Consider the following 17,779-nt stretch of genomic DNA (forward strand, 5'->3'; position numbering starts at 1 on the left):
TATGAACACACAACAGATTCAAATAATTGAGACAATCATAGTTATATGCGTGTATATACTTTTGTATTTTATCACTAACATAATCATTAACAACACTTTAAAAAACACTCAACTACAAAGGCCCAGACGTAAAATCATCGTCAAAGCAATCCATCTTTTTACTACAATAGGTGCCATTGTGTTGCTTGCAGCTATTTGGGGCTTGAATCAAAATGAAATTGCTGTATATGCCGGCACCATTCTGACTGCATTAGGAATAGCTTTTGTCGCTCAATGGTCACTGCTGTCAAATATCACCTCGAGTATCCTTTTATTTTTTAATCACCCTTTGAATATTGGTGACCGGATCAAAATACTAGCTAAGGAATGGCCCATTGAAGGTGAAATCACAGACTTAACCTATTTTTATATACATCTGATAACAACAGATGGAGATATAATTACCATACCCAATTCCATCCTCCTTCATACACCGGTTTCAGTAATAGTTAAAAAATAAAACGGATTACTTTTTTAATCCCTGATGTTAGAAATGTAGCAGATTAATAGGAAATTTAAATCCCATTTATTCAAAGTGGGTATATTGCAGTTTAAATAAAAACCATATGAATGCATCGTCTATTTTTTCTTTTGGAAACTCCTTTGTATTGATTGGCTGGATTCTTCTCGTTTTCCTGCCTGATTGGAAATATACACATGTACTTATTTTAAATGGTGTTGTAGTGTTTTTTGCGATATTGTATAGTTATTTAATAGTCAGGGATATCGGGAGTTTTGATCCAAATAGTTTCAATACTTTGGCCAATGTAAAAGCCCTGTTTCAGAATGGTGATGCTGTTGCAGCGGGTTGGTTGCATTATCTTGCTTTTGATCTTTTTGTCGGGGCATATATCGTCAGAGAGTCAAAAAAGCTGGGTATATCGAGATGGATTTATACCCTGATACTGCCATTTGCATTTATGTTTGGGCCTGTAGGCTATCTTCTTTACTTTATGACTAAAACAATTCAAAACAAAAGCATGGCAGTAGGTTGAACATAGCGAAACCCAATTAATATGCTCTGTTTTAACAAAAACTTAATTTATTGTTTACCAACCAAAGAGCCATGGCTTGCGTCTTTATGGTAAAATCTAATTTTTATGAAGAACTTTTTTTTAATCATGATGATAACCATAGGTTTGGGGTGCAGCGAAGACGACATTTGTGTCGAAAAGTTGAAAGATGGTTGTGTATGTACCACACAATACGATCCCGTCTGTGGTTGCAATAACAAAACTTACGGCAATGCTTGTGAAGCTGCCTGTGCTGGTATAGAAGTATCTTATACCGGAGAGTGTAAAAAATAAATATTATCCTTTCAAAAACGTGTTGCCATTAGTGTATCCCTCTGTCATTTGGAACAAAGTAGTCGAGGCATACAAATTGATTAGCTGTTCTTTTACTGGTTTGTATTGATGGTGAAAAGGACACGGCTGAATTTCTGAGCACTCTTTGAGGCCAAGACTGCACCTGTTGAGGATATTGCCGTCAAAAACTTCGATAATCTGATACAGTGATATAGATTTTATTTTTTCCAGATCTACATTGAATCCGCCTCCTGGACCTTTGGATGACTGTACTATCCCTTTTTTAACTAATTGACGAATGATTTTGGCTGTAAACGCTTCAGGTGATTCTATCATCCTGGCTACATCCTGCAAATTTGGTCTTTTCCCCTTGATGGTTTGACAGCAGATATAAATACAGGAGCGAATCCCATATTCGCAGGTTTTTGAAAACATAAAAGTTGACCTTTATACTTTTTTATTTTTAACTGCAGGCTTGGCAGTATATCCCCTGTCTTCAATGATGGAAATGAGTTGTGATAGCTTAATTTTTGACTCATCAAAGGTGATCGTGCTGATACCTGTATCCAACTTAGTTTTGCTTTTTACTACACCTGATACCGTTTTAAATTTTTTATCGATACCATCAGCACATCCTTTCTGACAAGTCATGCCATCTACTGCGAGTTCTACTGTTTTGATGGTTGCTGCAATAGCTTCTTTATTGCTTTTGTTAGCAGTATTTTGTGCAACAACTGACAAATTATTCATCACCATCAGTAAAAAAGCAAAAGAAATTAGTTTGAGAGTTTTCATTGCAAATGTTGTATATTTTAGAAAAAGTAACAACACTTAACAAAAAACAACTCCCTTTTGTTTAATTTGACTTGGCTTATCAATACCTTTGTTTGTTGTTTTAACCATCGGATTTAATCAATGAAAACAAAAGTATCAATAAAAGGGGCCGAGTTTTATGCTTTTCATGGTTACTATGAAGAGGAAAGGAAAGCCGGAAATACATTCATTCTGGATGCGGAAGTGGAGTTGAAATCATTTGACTCTATAGATGATAATATCAAAGATACTGTCAACTATGAGCAAATCTACACTATCTGTAAAGAGGAAATGGCTCATACCCGAAAATTACTAGAGACGGTAGTATTCAGTATTGTAAGCAGGTTCAGGGATGAATTTGAAAACATAGTATCAGCCAAAGTGAGATTAGAAAAATTAGGACCACAATTGGGAGGAAAAGTGGAAAAGTCAGTCATCGAAATGGAAATATAACTGACCTTATTGGTTTTGGAAAGGTTTTAAGCAACGACACCAACATGCATTATTCAAAAAAGACACTTAAGGAATCTATTATCATTCTGGCTGCAGAAAAAGTATTTGGAGAAGTTGGCTTCAAAAATGCCAAAATGGAAGATATTGCCAAAAAAGCAGGAATCACCAAAGTCACACTCTACACCTATTTTCAGTCCAAAGAAAACCTGTATCTCGCAGTGACATTCAAAGCTTTGCAATTGCTGATAGAACAATACTATCAGACGATCGACAGATATAAGGACGAAAAAGGAATTGACAGCGTTCTGGCTTTATTAGAAACATTTATGACGTTTTGTGAGCAGAACTATCTGTACTCAGAAGCGCTGTTGGTATATTTTGCGATGATCAGATCTACTTCTTCAGGTTCTGATGAAGCCAAACTTACCGATGCCGTCAAAGACAGCTTATATTATGTTAAATTGCAGGATATGCACAATCTTCCGTTCAAGCTTACTGTAAAAGAGATAGAGAGAGGGAAAATTGACGGCAGTATATTGTGCTCTGTTGATCCCATGTTGGCAACACTGTTTGGCTGGACGTCAGTAGTCGGTTATGTAAAAGTCATAAGCGCATCAGGAAAAAATGCCACACCATTTTTCAATATAAGTCTTAAAGAACTCAAAGACCTCAATCTCAAGATCACCAGACAAATGTTTTTAAACAAAAATATCTGACATACCGTGAAGATCTTAATATATGGACACAGAATAAAAGATGAAGATGAAGTTTCTTATTTCAGACAATTATTAGAAGCTTTAACGGAGTCCGGTATTGATCAATTTATCTTCGGACCACTTAAAACAGAACTAAGTCATCGTGGGCTAAGTGTAGATCATGTATCTGAGTTATCGACCTACGAAGAAATAAAAAATGAACTTCCTGATTTTGTTTTGACGATGGGTGGAGATGGCACGATATTGCATGCTGTGACGATGGTGAGAGATTCAGGTATCCCTATATTGGGTATCAACCTTGGAAGACTTGGATTTTTGGCAAGTGTTGAAAAGAAAATTATCAGGAGAGCCATTCAATACCTGTTTAAGAAGGAATATACGATTGTTTCAAGATCCCTATTGGGTCTGTCCAGCAATATTCCTGTTTTTGAAGATTTCCCATTTGCTTTGAATGACTTTACGCTCAATAAGAGAGATACTTCATCAATGATTACTATTCACATGTTTATTGATAATGTATTGCTCAATTCTTATTGGGCAGATGGAATCATTATCAGTACACCTACAGGATCGACGGGGTATTCATTAAGTTGTGGCGGTCCGATCATTTTTCCTGATTCAAAGACCCTTATCATTACTCCTGTCGCACCGCACAATCTTAATGTCCGCCCAATAGTTATTCCCGATTTTCATAAAATTTCTTTGAAAGTAGAGGGCAGAACAGATAGTTTCATGAGTACTCTGGACTCCAGATATGAGACCATCACAAAGGATCACAGAATTGAAATTACAAAAGGTCACTTCCGGATAAACTTCGTTCAACTAAAGGGACATAGTTTCATGAAAACCATCAGCGAAAAACTGTTATGGGGAATTGATAAAAGAAACTGATTTGTTAAACCTAAAAATCTAAAGTAAATAAAATAACTACATATAATTGCATTATATTTGTACTAAATCTATCATCTCAATAATTTAATTTTTCTTCTGATATTTGATGACATACAAAATTTTCATGATAAAATCATCAAGGAGACATTCTCCAAACCTGCCTTGGCCAAAGAGTATTTTCGTCAATTCCTGCCTGAAAAATTGAAAGAACTGATCGATATAGAATCCATGACTATAGAAAATGGATCATATCTTACCGATGACATGAGAGAATATTTTGCAGATCTGCTTTTTAGGTTCAAACTAAAGCTTACGGGAGAAAAATTGGTCATTTCACTTTTGTTTGAACATAAGGCAAACCCTGATAAACATGTATTAATTCAAATAGGGCACTATATTTTCTCACAATGGGTGAAAGAATTGAGAAATAAACAAAAAATAATTCCTATTATCCCGATGATATATTATCAGGGGAAAAAAGAATGGGAAGTGCCAAAAATAACAAACCTCTTTAATGCGTACCCTGAAGAAATTCTGAAATATTTACCTACATTTGACTATATCTTTTTTGCTATAAACACACTAACAAAACAACAGCTGGATGAAGTGACAGATGTGATGCTAATGATTGCTCTCGCAGGTCATAATCCAAACATGGACCTTGTTTCTCTAATAAATAAACTTAATGATATCAAGTCTCTAAAGCGCATTGATGAATCAGACAGGAACTTTATAAAACATATATTTGTTTACAAACTGTGGACTTCTAAAACAAATAAAAAAGAAGTATTGTCATTAGTAAAATCACTTCCAACACCTATAAACCATGATATTATGAGTACATACGATGCTATAAAAAAAGAAGGAAAACTTGAAGGAAAACTTGAAGGAAAACTTGAAGGAAAACTCGAAGGAAAGCTTGAAGGGAAGCTTGAAGGGAAGCTTGAAGGAAAATTAGAAGCAAAATTGGAAATGATATATGCTATGTCTAATGATGGTTTTGATATAGTTCGTATTGCAAAAATAGTAAAAATGTCACCAGAGGAAGTAAGTGATATTATAAATAAAAGGTAAGGCAAATAACATAAATTTGTTTACGTAACTACTCAGGTACAACTCCTAAAGGATGCCTGCCAAATATAATTCAGGCTCTGTTGAAATATTCATAACCATGTAGGGAAATCTATGTTAAAACGGAGTACCGGCTTGATTTTGCTGATATTTTTGTCAAAGTGTTTTAGATATTTAGGTTGAAGTTAAACCGGTGTTTCGTTTTATTTTTTGAGTACTAAATGACAATTTAAACTACAAACTCCTCTATATTTCCAATGTTTTGTTTCTTTGCATTATAAAAGAAAAAGAATTGATCAGGATACTCGCCAATTTAATATCAGTACTACTTCATCCATTGTTCATCATAGGATATGTGATGTTGTTCCTGATGTGGGCAAATCCGTACTTGTTTGGGTTTTCGGGAGATAAAGCTGAGGGATTGGTGGTCATCTCGATTGTCAGTATTTCAGTGGTATTTCCCATGATTTCTATATTTATGATGAAAGCCTTAGGATTGATCAGCAGTATGGAGATGAGGGATAAAAATGAAAGAATTGGTCCGCTGATAGTCACAGGATTATTTTATATGTGGTTGTATGTCAATATACGGAACAATGATAATATCCCTGCAGCATTATCTTTTTTTGTATTGGGATGTACCATATCAGTATTTTTAGCCCTTACCATCAATAGTTTTACAAAAATCAGCTTGCACACCATTGCCGCAGGTGGTTTGGTGACAGGAATGACATATATTTTATACAACTTTTCCTACGGACATCTTGATGTTGCGATACCATCGCTCCAGACACAATTCAGAATGAGTGACAGATTGATTTTAATGATTATTTTACTTATAGCCGGTGGAGTAGGTGCATCCAGATTGTATCTGAAGGCGCATAAAGAAAATGAAATCTACGGCGGCTATCTTGTGGGTATAATATCACAAATCATTGCTATCAGAATATTTTTTTAATAAGAAACATAACGCAAATACTAAATGGAAGATTTAAAAAACCTTATAGAAAAACTATGGGATGACAGAAGCCATATCACATCTCCCGGATCGCAGGATGCTATAAGAGAAGTGGTTGAAATGGTGGATAAAGGTCATTTGCGGGTGGCTGAGCCTGATGGTGATGGCTGGAAAGTCAATGACTGGGTTAAAAAGGCGATAGTTTTGTTTTTTCCCATTCAAAAGATGGAAACCATAGAAGTTGGGCCTTTTGAATTTCATGACAAGATTCCTCTCAAAAAGAATTTTGCTGAGCAGGGTGTTCGTGTAGTACCACACGCCATAGCCAGATACGGATGTTTTATCGAGTCGGGAGCAATTTTGATGCCTTCCTACGTCAATATAGGTGCATATGTTGGTGCGGGGACAATGGTAGATACATGGGCAACAGTAGGTTCATGCGCCCAAATAGGAAAAAACGTCCATTTATCAGGAGGTGTGGGTATCGGAGGTGTTCTGGAACCACCACAGGCAAGTCCTACGATCATTGAGGATAATTGTTTTGTAGGCAGCAGGTGTATCGTTGTCGAAGGAGTGAGAGTAAGGAAAGAAGCAGTGCTCGGTGCCAATGTGGTATTGACCCAATCTACACATATCATTGATGTCACAGGTACTGAACCGGTTATATATAAAGGAGAGGTGCCTGAAAGGTCGGTGGTCATTCCGGGAAGCTATACAAAAAAGTTTCCTGCAGGAGATTATCAGGTAAGCTGTGCTTTGATAATAGGTCAGAGAAAACCATCTACAGACACAAAAGTATCTCTCAATGATGCACTTAGGGAGTATAATGTAGCGGTATAATCAATTATAACAGTCATAAATCAGAATAATGAGGTTTTGTATTAAAGTACTTTTTTTGGTTTTTGTCCTGGCCATAATGTCTTGTTCCACGACAAAAAAATTGCCATCTTCTGTTTTTTCATTGGATCAAGCCATTGATACATCTAAGGTATTGGGCACGGGGTTTTCAGGAGTACATATTACTGATCTCAATACAAGTGAGGTCATATTTAGCAGAAATGCATCAAAATATTTTGTACCCGCATCCAATACCAAAATTTTCACTTTATGGGCATCCCTAAACTATCTGGGAGACTCTATTCCTGCTCTGAAATATATAGAAACCGATACTTCATTTACATTTTGGGGTACCGGAGACCCGACATTTATCCACCCTTATTTTCAGAAGTCATCCACTCTTGATTTTCTCAAATCAAAATCTCAATCAAAAAAGCTGCTTCAATCATATGGTCATTCTACCATAAACCACTTTGGAGAAGGATGGATGTGGGATGATTTTAATGATTATTATCAGCCTGAGATATCCACGTTTCCGGCTTATGGCAATGTACTCACTGTCAAAAAGGATAGTGCAGAGATATCAGGAAATCCGGAATATATGATGAACAGAGCCATCATGACATCTCAAACAAAAATTGTAAAAAGAAATCCTGAGTTCAATTACTTTTTATTGCCGGCTTTACTCGACACAATAAAATCTTACTACCAGGAGATACCCTATAAAGATGCGGAAAATGTCAATCGTCAGATACTGGGAGAGCTGATTGGTACAAACGTTAATCCAACTAATATACCGTTGCCGGTAGATGCTAAAACCGTCTACTCTATTCCCACAGATACGGTACTGAGAAGGATGATGCAGGTGAGTGACAATATGCTGGCAGAACAATTATTGCTTTTGACTGGTTTGACACAAAACGATACACTTTCGTCATCATATGCCATATCAAATGCCAAAAATAATTTGATGAAAGATTTGATCGATACCCCTATATGGGTAGATGGATCCGGCCTTTCCAAATATAATATGATGACTCCGCAATCGATAGTGCAACTATTGAAAAAAATGCACCAGCAAATAGATGAAAAAAGGCTGTTTTCGTTGATGGCTATCGGAGGGCAAAACGGATCGCTAAGAAATATGTTCAGGAGTAACGATGGTCCTTACATTTTTGCCAAAACGGGAAGCCTGGCTGGCGTGTACAACCTGAGCGGCTATATGATTGCCAGATCAGGGAGAAAGCTGATCTTCAGTTTTATGAACAACAATTTCAGTGGTTCGGCAACTCCTGTACGCAAGGAGGTTGAAAGGGTACTGAATCTGGTCAGGGAGAAGTATTGATCTTTACGGTTATTTATTATTGTAATCAGCAGTTGCCGAAACATAAGCACCACATTTAAGATTGCCTAAACACTCCTAAAGTGGTCACTCATCATCCTACCAACTGACGTTTTATACTTTGTCGATTATTTTTGAAAAAATAACGACTATAAAACTTAACTTTACCACCCGCTTTAACGATGAATATACATGGCAAGAATAAATAAAACAACAAAGATTACTACTCTAAAACCCATTGAGCATTTTGAATTGTGCATCTTGTCACCGATGCAATTTTTACCAATAAAAAAAATGTGCTATAAAAAATAAATTGACATAAGTGGAATTGAATAATTAAATTTATACGGTTATGAGAATAGAAAGTATAAGACTTAAAAACTTTAAGGTATTCAAAAACCTTCATCTGAAAGATTTACCTAGGCTGGTAGTTTTCGTAGGCGCTAATGGATCAGGAAAATCCACCCTTTTTGATGTATTTGGATTTTTAAGTGAGGCATTAAAAAACAATGTTAAATCGGCAATACTTAACAGAGGTGGGTTTAAAGAAGTTATTTCAAGAGGTTGTAAAGGCAATATTGAAATAGAAATTCAATTCAGATTACAGATAGCAGGTTTAGAACGATTGGTAACATATCTCTTACACATCGGGGAGTCGAAAGGCTTACCTTATGTGGAACGAGAAATATTAAGGTACAAGAGAGGTCGGCATGGTTCGCCTTACCACTTTCTGGATTTTTCAAACGGAGAAGGATATGCTATATCAAATGAAGAAGATTTTAACAAAAAAGATGAAGAATTAACGCGGGAAAATCAAAAACTTGGTTCGCCAGATATTTTAGCAATTAAAGGACTAGGTCAGTTTGAAAGATTTAAGGCAGCAAGTGCATTTAGAAATTTTATAGAAAACTGGCACATATCAGACTTTCACATTGCCGATGCAAGACCAAGTCGGGATGCAGGATATGCAGAGCATTTGTCACCTACAGGAGATGACCTGCCGTTAGTGGCGCAATATATCATGCAAAATCATCCTAAAATATTTGATAAAGTTTTAAGGAAAATGGAGAAAAGAGTGCCCGGGGTTTCGAAAGTTGAGGCTGAAACTACTCAAGACGGTAGGGTTATCCTAAAGTTTCAAGATAGCGGTTTTAAGGATCCTTTTATTGCCCGATTTGTTTCGGATGGAACCATAAAAATGTTCGCTTATCTTATTCTTCTTCATGACCCCAATCCTCATCCTTTGCTTTGCATTGAGGAACCGGAGAATCAATTATATCCATCCCTTATGCAACCTTTATTGGAGGAGTTCAGGATCTATGCCTACAAGGGCGGACAAGTTTTTATTACGACGCACTCGCCAGATTTATTGAATGGGGCTGATTTAACTGAGGTGTTTTGGCTCTCAAAAACAGATGGGCACACAATAATGAATAGAGCATTGGATGATCCAATGATTTCAAGTCTTGCAAAAGAGGGAGATCAATTAGGTTATTTATGGAAGGAAAACTATTTCAAAGGTGCAGACCCAAATAGATAAAGTATGAGACTAGAAATTTTGGTTGAAGAAGCTTCAATGAAGACTTTTTTAGAAGGTATTTTTGATAAAATCATTCCAACAGTGAAATGGAAGTTAAACGAAAATGTTTTTATCCGGGCTTTTGAGGGAAAGAGTCATTTGCAAAAAGAAATTCCCAAAAAGGCCAAGGCTTATAAACATTTTCATGAACGTGTTAAAATGGTTGTGATACACGACCAAGATTCAAGTAATTGCAAAGAACTTAAAACCAAAATTGAAAACCTTATTTCACCCACCCAATTTCAGGATTATAAGATCAGAATTGTTTGCAAAGAACTGGAGAACTGGTATTTCGGAGATATTGACGCACTCGAAAAAGTTATACCTGGGTTGAAGGGAAAAAATTTAAAGAATAAGGCTAAGTTTAGAAATCCAGAGATTCCTAATGGGAAAGATGAGATTAAGAAAATTAAACCGGATTATGGAGCAATAGAATTTGCTACTGAAATTTCCCAGTTCATTAATATTTGTAAAAATCGGGCTGCAAGTTTTAATCAAACAATAGATGCATTACAAAATATTTTGATGGATGAAGGAAATTAAAATCTAAGCTAATAACAATAATCAACAAATGGCATAAAGGTTAACTCGGAGTACTAGGAATAACCAAAAAAGGCTTTAACAACATTTCTTCTGTCACTTAAAACCTCACCGCACCTTCGTGATTAATTTTTGACAGATACGTCGTTACCGGTACTTTTTTTGTTTGATACAGTTTTTCAGCCTGTACAGATATTTCTTCAGCAATACCTGTATTATCACACAACGCAAACATAGACGGCCCGGCACCGCTGATACTGAAACCAAGCGCTCCTGCCTTCAATGCAAGATCTTTCATTTCGTAAAAGTGAGGGATCAGATGCGCACGTTGGGGTTCAACCAAAAGGTCTTGCAAAGATCTGGAAATAAGTCCAAAATCTGAAGTGTACATGCCAGCTACAAAAGCGCCTAAATTGCCATTTTGACGCACTACATCTTTGAAGTTCACTTCGCTTTTCAGAATACCTCTTGACTCTCTGGTAAGTACTTCTACATGAGGATAGATCACAACAGCATTCAGCCCGTGCGGTATATGCAGTTTTTTTACGTCAAGTGTTTCATTATCTCTGATGAGCAACATACCACCGAGCAGAGATGGACCGACATTATCGGCATGAAAAGCACCGTCAGCAATCTGTTCTCCTTCTACGGCAAATCTGAGGATATCATATTTACTCAATCCGGTATGCAAAAACTCATTTACTGCAAAAACACCACCTGCAGCACTGGCCGCTGAAGAACCAAGTCCACTGCCAAATGGCATTTTTTTATGGATTTCCATTTCAAGTGGCCTGTCTTGTTCGCCCAAATGTTCGAGTAGTCTGTGTGCTGCGTACCCGGCGGTATTTTTCATGACATCATAAGGAAGTTTTCCGCCCGCACCCTGGATTTCTGTGATTACCAAACCTGGTTTAGTTCCTTCGCGTATGATGATTTCGTCCCCTGGTTTTTCAAGAGCAAAACCCAAAATGTCAAAACCCACTGCAACATTTGCCACTGAGGCCGGGGCAAATACCTTTATTCCTGGCTTAGCCATATTGTCTACTTTTTGAGTGAAATGAATTAATTTCCTGCACTAATGATTTCAGCAAATATTCCGGCTGCTGTAACTTCAGCTCCGGCTCCGGGTCCTCTTACTACCAATGGCCTTTGTTTGTATCTCTGAGTAGTAAATACGATCATATTGTCACTACCGCCCAGATTATAAAACGGGCTATCAGGTCCTGCTATTTCCACACCACAGGACACTTTGCCATCCTGGGCTTTGGCTACAAATCTCAATACTCCTTTTTGTGACCTCGCTTTTTCCAGCAATCTGTTGAAATGTTCATCTTCTTTTTCAAGTGCACTGAAAAAGCCATTCACATCTTTGGGTGCCATACAGCTATCAGGTAATATGGGGCTTATCATCACATCATCAGTTTCTACCTCATATCCCGCTTCCCGGGCAAGAATGGTGATTTTTCTTTTGACATCCGCACCGGAAAGGTCATCTCTTGGGTCGGGTTCTGTATACCCGAGCTCTCTGGCTTCTTTTACCAATGTGCTGAATGGTCTTGTCCCATCAAAATGATTAAAAATGTATGAAATTGATCCGGATAGAACCGCCTCTATAGTCAGTATTCTGTCACCGCTGTGTATAAGATTTCTCAGTGTCGAAATCACTGGTAGCCCTGCTCCGACATTGGTTTCAAAAAGAAACTCGACATTATTCTTCTTAGCCAGTTGTTTGATATAATTATAGTTGGAGTATGCAGAAGATGCAGCTATTTTATTGGGTGTTGCTACAGAGATACTTGAATTAAGGACCTTATGATACAAATCCGGAATGGCACTATCGGCAGTATTATCAATGAAAATTGAGTTGGACATATTCATAGCAATCATTTTATCTATGAATGACTGGATATTTGAGTTTGAATCCGATGATTTGAGCTGATTTTCCCAATCACTCAGTTTGATGCCGTTTTCATCAAAGATCATTTTTTTAGTATTTGCCAGACCGCAAACTTTTATCTCTAGGCTGTTTTGTGACTTCAGTGTTTCATTCTGCTCGTTCATCTGACGGAGCAATGTACTACCAATCAACCCCACGCCAATCATAAACACATGAATTCGTTTTGTATTGGAAAGGAAAAATGAATCATGAATGGCATTGAGCGCTTTCGCTTCATCATGTTTGCTGATGACAAATGAGATATTCAGTTCAGAACTTCCCTGAGCAATGGCGATCACATTGATACCGTTTTTTCCTAATCCTTCAAAAAGTCGCCCAGCCACTCCAGGTACATTTTTCATTTGTTCTCCCACGATAGCCACGACACACAAATCCGTTTCGGCTTTCACCGGTTCTATCAGATTATCCTCGATCTCTTTTTCAAATTCTTCTGAGATGGCAATGATGGCTTTTTTGGCTTCTTTATCGGTGACAGCAATACTGATGCTGTGTTCAGATGAGGCTTGGGTGATGAGGATGACATTGACTTTTTCCTTACCAAGTGCACTAAATAGCCGGGCTGAAACACCTGGTACGCCCATCATACCACTACCCTGCAGACGGATCAATGACAAATTGCCGAGTGAGCTGATGCCCTTTATTGTTGATTTGAAAGTAGGATCATGTTCTTTGTGTATTAATGTTCCACGGAATTGTGGGTTGAATGTATTTTTGATATAGATGGGTATTCCTTTTCGCAATGCGGGCTGTATGGTAGGAGGATAAATGACTTTTGCACCGAAATGGGACATTTCCATTGCTTCTGCATAGCTCAGCTGAGGAATAGTAAAAGCTTGTTTTACTTTTCGTGGGTCACAAGTGAGTACACCATCGACATCTGTCCAGATTTCGAGTTCTTCAGCATGCAACGCACCTGCAAGGATGGCGGCTGTATAGTCTGATCCTCCTCTTCCGAGAGTAGTAGTAAGACCTCCGATGTCAGATCCAATAAAACCTGTAACAATCTGTACAGTCCCTTTTCTTTCTTTATAGTATTCCTGTATAGCGGGATCAGTGAGTTTAAAATTGACCTTTGCATTACCAAATTCTTTATTGGTTTTTATTATTTGACGAGCATCAAGAAATGCTGCCTGTATGCCATTTTCTTTCATAGCTTCGGCGATGATGGTATTGGCATTTCTTTCACCGAAACTAAGGACATAATCCATCGTGCGTGGAGAGGCTTCTCTGACCAGAAATATTCCCTTGAGCAGGTCTCTGAGCGTTTCATGATTTTCGTCCATTGAAATACTTAAAGCGCTGTATGCTTCCGGAGAAAGCAGCTCTTTTGAAGCAATAGAATGTCTGTCTTTAAACTGATGATATAATGCAATGTACTTATCTTTTCCCTGGCTGGCGAGCTCACTCATTTCAATCAGCATATCAGTAATACCACCAAAGGCTGAGAATACTATAGTAAGCTCTTCGCCTGCATCTATCCTTGGTTTTACTATGGAAATGATACTTAAAATTCTCTCCGGTGTGGCAACTGACGATCCACCAAATTTTAATACTTTCATAAATATCTTTACTATGTCCCTTAAAATTGGGCAAAATTACAACTTAGATATGGATAAATCACCATATATAGAAATGAAAACATATATTTAAAAATGAATATATGATTTGAAGTTTTGCAAAATTGTTGCCCAACACATGAAAAGCATCATCACAAAATGAAACTAATTGGATCAACTCCATGTTTTTATTACTAAAATTATCAGTTTATGAAAACCTCAATTGTATATTTTGTAGCAGTACTTTTTGTCCTGACATTTTTATCAGGATGTGCTGAAAAAACATCAGTGGACGCTTGTGTTACCGGTGAGCCTTGTGGATTTTTGTGGGGAATATTACACGGTATCATAGCCCCTTTCGGACTTATAGGAATGGTATTTAAAGATGATATTTCTGTATTTGCCACCAATAATAATGGTTTTTGGTACACATTTGGCTTTTTAATCGGCAGCGGAGGTTGGGGAATCCTCGCCGGCAAATCTAAAAAAACTTAATTTTTATCAGGACATTTATTATTAAGACCATGTATTGTCAAAATATTATAAAGGCATGATTAACAGTACCTTAGTCTTTATAATAATACCTAAATATCTAAAATGAGATTCGTAGTGAGAGCTTTAAATACAAGAAAATCAGCACTTTTAGCGACAAACCATAGTCACCACTATGGTGCGAAGTAAAAAGTGAGCAAAGCGACTGATTTTGAAGTATTTGAAGGTCGTAATAGATTATCATTTTAGATTTTTAGGTAATAAATTATCGTAGGTATAAACAAACTCTTACTCATATATAACTCTCCTAAAATAATACACATTGGGGTCGATCATTGGTGTAATTTCAGAAGAGATCCTTATAGGCTGATCAGAAACTATGACTTTCTTAATTGTGGTTCCATCTTTGATTTCCAAAGGCAAGGTGCCGGAATAATTTTTGAAGGAAATATCATACTCTTTTGGCCTGACTACTTTTACAAAAATAATTAGTCTGTTAGTGGTTTTCAGGAAGAAATCAAAGTAAGGCTTCAGATCTATCTTAGCACCTGTTGAAAAATAATTTTCTACTATTGAGGTGGTAACAGTATTTCCATAAGTGTATTTTTTATCTCCAATAAAGGACTTTAATATGTCAAAAAACTTTTCTTCTCCGATGATGAAGCTCAGTGATCTCATAAAAAAAGCACCTTTCCCATAGATGTCCGGATGGTATGCTGATCCACTGTCAATGCTTGAATCTCTGACGATGGGATACTTGTTGACAAAACTATAACTGGCTTTTTTCGCCTGTGAATGGAATGACTCGATGCCTTCTTTCTCCTTGTAATAGAGCCAATCGCCAAAAACACATATACCTTCCTGAATCCAGAAGTGTGCCCAATCCGAATTGGATACTTTGTTGCCCCACCACTCATGACCCAATTCATGATATAGCAGCCAATCAAAATCTTCACCACCCACTTGTGTATACCGATATTTGTTGCCATATGCGTTCATGGTCTGGTGTTCCATTCCGAGATGTGGCGTTTCGACCAGCCCAATTTTATCTTTTATGAATGGAAACTCACCGAAATATTTTTCCTGTACACGTACACTATTGGTCAGGATATCCAGATGTTTTTCAGCCCTGTGTATATTTTCTGGAAGTACCCAGTACTCCATCGGCACATGATTACCATCAATGGTGACATAATTCCTTTTAGCTACCTGATATTTTGCTATGTTAAATACAAGACTATAGTTGTGTATTGGGTATGAAGTTTTCCAAGTAAAAACTGATATATTTCCCATTGTTTCTTCTTTTATCAATCGTCCCGGACCAGCCACCTTCAAGCCTTTAGGTACCGAAATCTTCATTTCAGCACCTTCGTCGGGCTTATCACTCGGATGATCCTTGCAGGGAAACAAAATTTTTGCTCCTTCATTCTGACAGCTGAATGCTACCCAAGGATCATTGTTGTCGTCTTTTTCCCATTGGATGCCCCCATTCCATGGAGGTCTTACTGCCACAGGAGGTTCGCCTCTATATTCTATTTTGATGTCATGCGATCCCAATGTAAGAAGATTCTGATCGCGGAGGATGATCATATCCTTCATATGCGAAAATCCAACTTTTGTATTGTCTATCCATACTGATTTTACCTGATACAGGCTGATTAGATCAAATGCTATTTCAGGGGAATTATCTTTTATTTTAATCTTTATGATGGTGGTGCCTGATATACTTTTTTTAGGGATATCTACATCCAGCATGATATTATAATGAAACACATCGTACACTGCCTGATTAGGTTTTAACCTTCCGCCGGAGACGATATCCTGAGCTAGAAGGTGGCCGCCTCCTGAAAAGATAAATATAAATAAAACCAGTTTTGAAATTCTTAGCATGGGTATCATAATTTTTCTGCGATCCACAGCAATTATATTATCGATCAAATTTAATAAAATTATAGTATTTTATGTTTTTTTAGTATTTAATTCTATTTTTTTAAATAAAAAATGCAGACAACCAATATATTATAAATATATTTTCTTATTTCAATATAGTATTTTAGCTGTCAAAAGTTCCTTGCCTTTAGGAACAACAGTTTACGACCTGGTAGACAGCCCGTACAATGGAAAAGAAAACCTATTTCTTAACTATGATAAGTTGTTTGATATCATCACCTCCTTGGGAAAAGATATCACAGGAGCCACAAAAAATATTATGTCAATTTTACGTGAAAAAGCAGTTTCCAAATTTGAGATGTTTAAACTTTTATCATAAAGAATGCTGCTTTTCTTTTATGTTCGTAAATTTGTCCTGATCTAAACACACATTTATGAAGCGACAGATTGTGCCAGGCCAGGTTTCGAATAAAGAAATTCATCAGTATCTTATTGCTGCTGTATCTCCCAGACCGATAGCCTTTGTAAGCACTCTGGACGAAAACGGAAATAAAAATCTGGCACCTTACAGTTTTTTTAATGTATTTTCTTCCAATCCGCCGATAGCGGTCTTTTCATCCAACAGAAAAGGAACTGACAATACGACCAAAGATACCCTGCATAATGTCAAAGTGAACGGCGAATGTGTCATCAATGTGGTGCCGTATAATATTGTCAGACAGATGTCGTTGGCGTCTGTAGAATTTCCAAGAGGAGTCAGTGAGTTTGAAAAAACCGGACTAACACCTGAACCTTCTGTTATGGTAAAAGCGCCCCGAGTGGCTGAATCACCCGTCAATCTGGAATGCAGGGTAAAAGATATCATCACATTGGGAGATCAAGGTGGGGCAGGCCATCTCATCATCTGTGAAATACTGCTCATCTCCGTTGATGAGTCAGTAATGACAGATGGATCTTTGGACCAACAAAAACTCGATCTGATGGGTCGCCTTGGTAAAAACTACTATGTGCGGGCGAGCGGCGATGCACTCATGGAAATAAGTCAGGCAGTGGCACAGATTCCACTTGGATTTGATGGATTACCGCATGAAATTACTAATAGCAATGTGCTCACAGGCAATGATATTGCTTCTTTAGCTTCGCTATTTAAATTACCTGATGCTGAAAAAATACAGGAATATAGTAAAAGACATCCTGAAATTCAAAATATTTCTCCAGAAGGACGACATATAAAAGCTCAGGAAATGATTAGGAAGCACCAAGATGAAGATGCCTTGTGTTTACTATTATCAAAAGAATGATTAATGATTAAAGAGCATAATTGATGTAATTTTATTA

The 17,779-nt window shown here is 37.2% G+C and carries 20 protein-coding genes; 15 read left to right on the top strand and 5 right to left on the bottom strand.

Annotated elements, in window-relative coordinates; all coding sequences use genetic code 11:
- The first annotated feature begins 1 nt into the window (after position 1).
- The 3 genes from IPK35_01995 (at position 2) to IPK35_02005 (ending at position 1,346) form a co-directional block, all read left to right on the top strand.
- Complete coding sequence (locus IPK35_01995; protein MBK8052069.1) at positions 2–499, top strand: mechanosensitive ion channel; 498 nt, start codon at positions 2–4, stop codon at positions 497–499.
- Positions 500–605: 106 nt separating this feature from the next.
- A complete protein-coding gene (locus IPK35_02000) occupies positions 606–1,034 on the top strand; it encodes a DUF4281 domain-containing protein (GenBank protein MBK8052070.1) in 429 nt (142 codons plus the stop codon).
- 105 nt (positions 1,035–1,139) lie between these two features.
- Positions 1,140–1,346 (top strand): protease inhibitor Kazal-type, encoded by a 207-nt coding sequence (locus IPK35_02005; protein ID MBK8052071.1) that lies wholly within the window; start codon positions 1,140–1,142, stop codon positions 1,344–1,346.
- Positions 1,347–1,349: 3 nt separating this feature from the next.
- Here the strand turns inward: IPK35_02005 and IPK35_02010 are convergent, their stop codons facing one another.
- Positions 1,350–1,781: an Rrf2 family transcriptional regulator gene (locus IPK35_02010; GenBank protein ID MBK8052072.1), complete on the bottom strand. Its 432-nt coding sequence runs from the start codon at positions 1,779–1,781 to the stop codon at positions 1,350–1,352.
- Positions 1,782–1,793: 12 nt separating this feature from the next.
- Positions 1,794–2,141 (bottom strand): heavy-metal-associated domain-containing protein, encoded by a 348-nt coding sequence (locus tag IPK35_02015; protein MBK8052073.1) that lies wholly within the window; start codon positions 2,139–2,141, stop codon positions 1,794–1,796.
- Positions 2,142–2,261: 120 nt separating this feature from the next.
- Between IPK35_02015 and folB the strand changes: the two genes are divergently transcribed.
- The 9 genes from folB (at position 2,262) to IPK35_02060 (ending at position 10,549) form a co-directional block, all read left to right on the top strand.
- Entirely contained in the window at positions 2,262–2,612 is a 351-nt protein-coding gene (gene folB, locus IPK35_02020; GenBank protein ID MBK8052074.1) for a dihydroneopterin aldolase, read from the top strand.
- Between the two features lie 44 nt (positions 2,613–2,656).
- On the top strand, positions 2,657–3,328 hold the full coding sequence (locus tag IPK35_02025; GenBank protein ID MBK8052075.1) for a TetR/AcrR family transcriptional regulator: 672 nt from the start codon (positions 2,657–2,659) through the stop codon (positions 3,326–3,328).
- Between the two features lie 12 nt (positions 3,329–3,340).
- Positions 3,341–4,219 (top strand): NAD kinase, encoded by an 879-nt coding sequence (locus IPK35_02030; GenBank protein MBK8052076.1) that lies wholly within the window; start codon positions 3,341–3,343, stop codon positions 4,217–4,219.
- Between the two features lie 162 nt (positions 4,220–4,381).
- Complete coding sequence (locus tag IPK35_02035; GenBank protein MBK8052077.1) at positions 4,382–5,293, top strand: Rpn family recombination-promoting nuclease/putative transposase; 912 nt, start codon at positions 4,382–4,384, stop codon at positions 5,291–5,293.
- 289 nt (positions 5,294–5,582) lie between these two features.
- Positions 5,583–6,248, top strand: coding sequence for a phosphatase PAP2 family protein (locus IPK35_02040; protein MBK8052078.1), 666 nt, complete (start codon positions 5,583–5,585; stop codon positions 6,246–6,248).
- Between the two features lie 24 nt (positions 6,249–6,272).
- Positions 6,273–7,088 carry a 2,3,4,5-tetrahydropyridine-2,6-dicarboxylate N-succinyltransferase gene (locus tag IPK35_02045; GenBank protein ID MBK8052079.1) on the top strand — a complete coding sequence of 272 codons (816 nt, stop codon included), beginning with the start codon at positions 6,273–6,275 and terminating at the stop codon, positions 7,086–7,088.
- 28 nt (positions 7,089–7,116) lie between these two features.
- A complete protein-coding gene (locus tag IPK35_02050) occupies positions 7,117–8,430 on the top strand; it encodes a D-alanyl-D-alanine carboxypeptidase (protein ID MBK8052080.1) in 1,314 nt (437 codons plus the stop codon).
- Positions 8,431–8,779: 349 nt separating this feature from the next.
- Positions 8,780–9,967: an AAA family ATPase gene (locus IPK35_02055; GenBank protein MBK8052081.1), complete on the top strand. Its 1,188-nt coding sequence runs from the start codon at positions 8,780–8,782 to the stop codon at positions 9,965–9,967.
- A gap of 3 nt (positions 9,968–9,970) precedes the next feature.
- Positions 9,971–10,549: a DUF4276 family protein gene (locus IPK35_02060; GenBank protein MBK8052082.1), complete on the top strand. Its 579-nt coding sequence runs from the start codon at positions 9,971–9,973 to the stop codon at positions 10,547–10,549.
- Between the two features lie 97 nt (positions 10,550–10,646).
- Here the strand turns inward: IPK35_02060 and IPK35_02065 are convergent, their stop codons facing one another.
- Entirely contained in the window at positions 10,647–11,582 is a 936-nt protein-coding gene (locus IPK35_02065) for a homoserine kinase (GenBank protein ID MBK8052083.1), read from the bottom strand.
- 26 nt (positions 11,583–11,608) lie between these two features.
- On the bottom strand, positions 11,609–14,062 hold the full coding sequence (thrA, locus tag IPK35_02070) for a bifunctional aspartate kinase/homoserine dehydrogenase I (protein ID MBK8052084.1): 2,454 nt from the start codon (positions 14,060–14,062) through the stop codon (positions 11,609–11,611).
- Between the two features lie 207 nt (positions 14,063–14,269).
- Here thrA and IPK35_02075 point away from each other — a divergent pair, with 207 nt between their 5' ends.
- Positions 14,270–14,554, top strand: a complete 285-nt coding sequence (locus IPK35_02075) for a hypothetical protein (GenBank protein MBK8052085.1) — start codon at positions 14,270–14,272, stop codon at positions 14,552–14,554.
- Between the two features lie 285 nt (positions 14,555–14,839).
- Here IPK35_02075 and IPK35_02080 read toward each other — a convergent pair whose 3' ends face one another.
- Positions 14,840–16,489, bottom strand: coding sequence for a M1 family metallopeptidase (locus tag IPK35_02080; protein MBK8052086.1), 1,650 nt, complete (start codon positions 16,487–16,489; stop codon positions 14,840–14,842).
- Between the two features lie 133 nt (positions 16,490–16,622).
- On the opposite strand from IPK35_02080, the gene IPK35_02085 reads away from it, so the two are divergent.
- Positions 16,623–16,820 (top strand): hypothetical protein, encoded by a 198-nt coding sequence (locus IPK35_02085; protein ID MBK8052087.1) that lies wholly within the window; start codon positions 16,623–16,625, stop codon positions 16,818–16,820.
- A 55-nt stretch (positions 16,821–16,875) separates the two neighbouring features.
- Positions 16,876–17,742: a flavin reductase family protein gene (locus tag IPK35_02090; protein ID MBK8052088.1), complete on the top strand. Its 867-nt coding sequence runs from the start codon at positions 16,876–16,878 to the stop codon at positions 17,740–17,742.
- Positions 17,743–17,779 lie beyond the last annotated feature (37 nt).

This window comes from Saprospiraceae bacterium (genome assembly GCA_016713025.1).
Lineage (GTDB): Bacteria > Bacteroidota > Bacteroidia > Chitinophagales > Saprospiraceae > OLB9.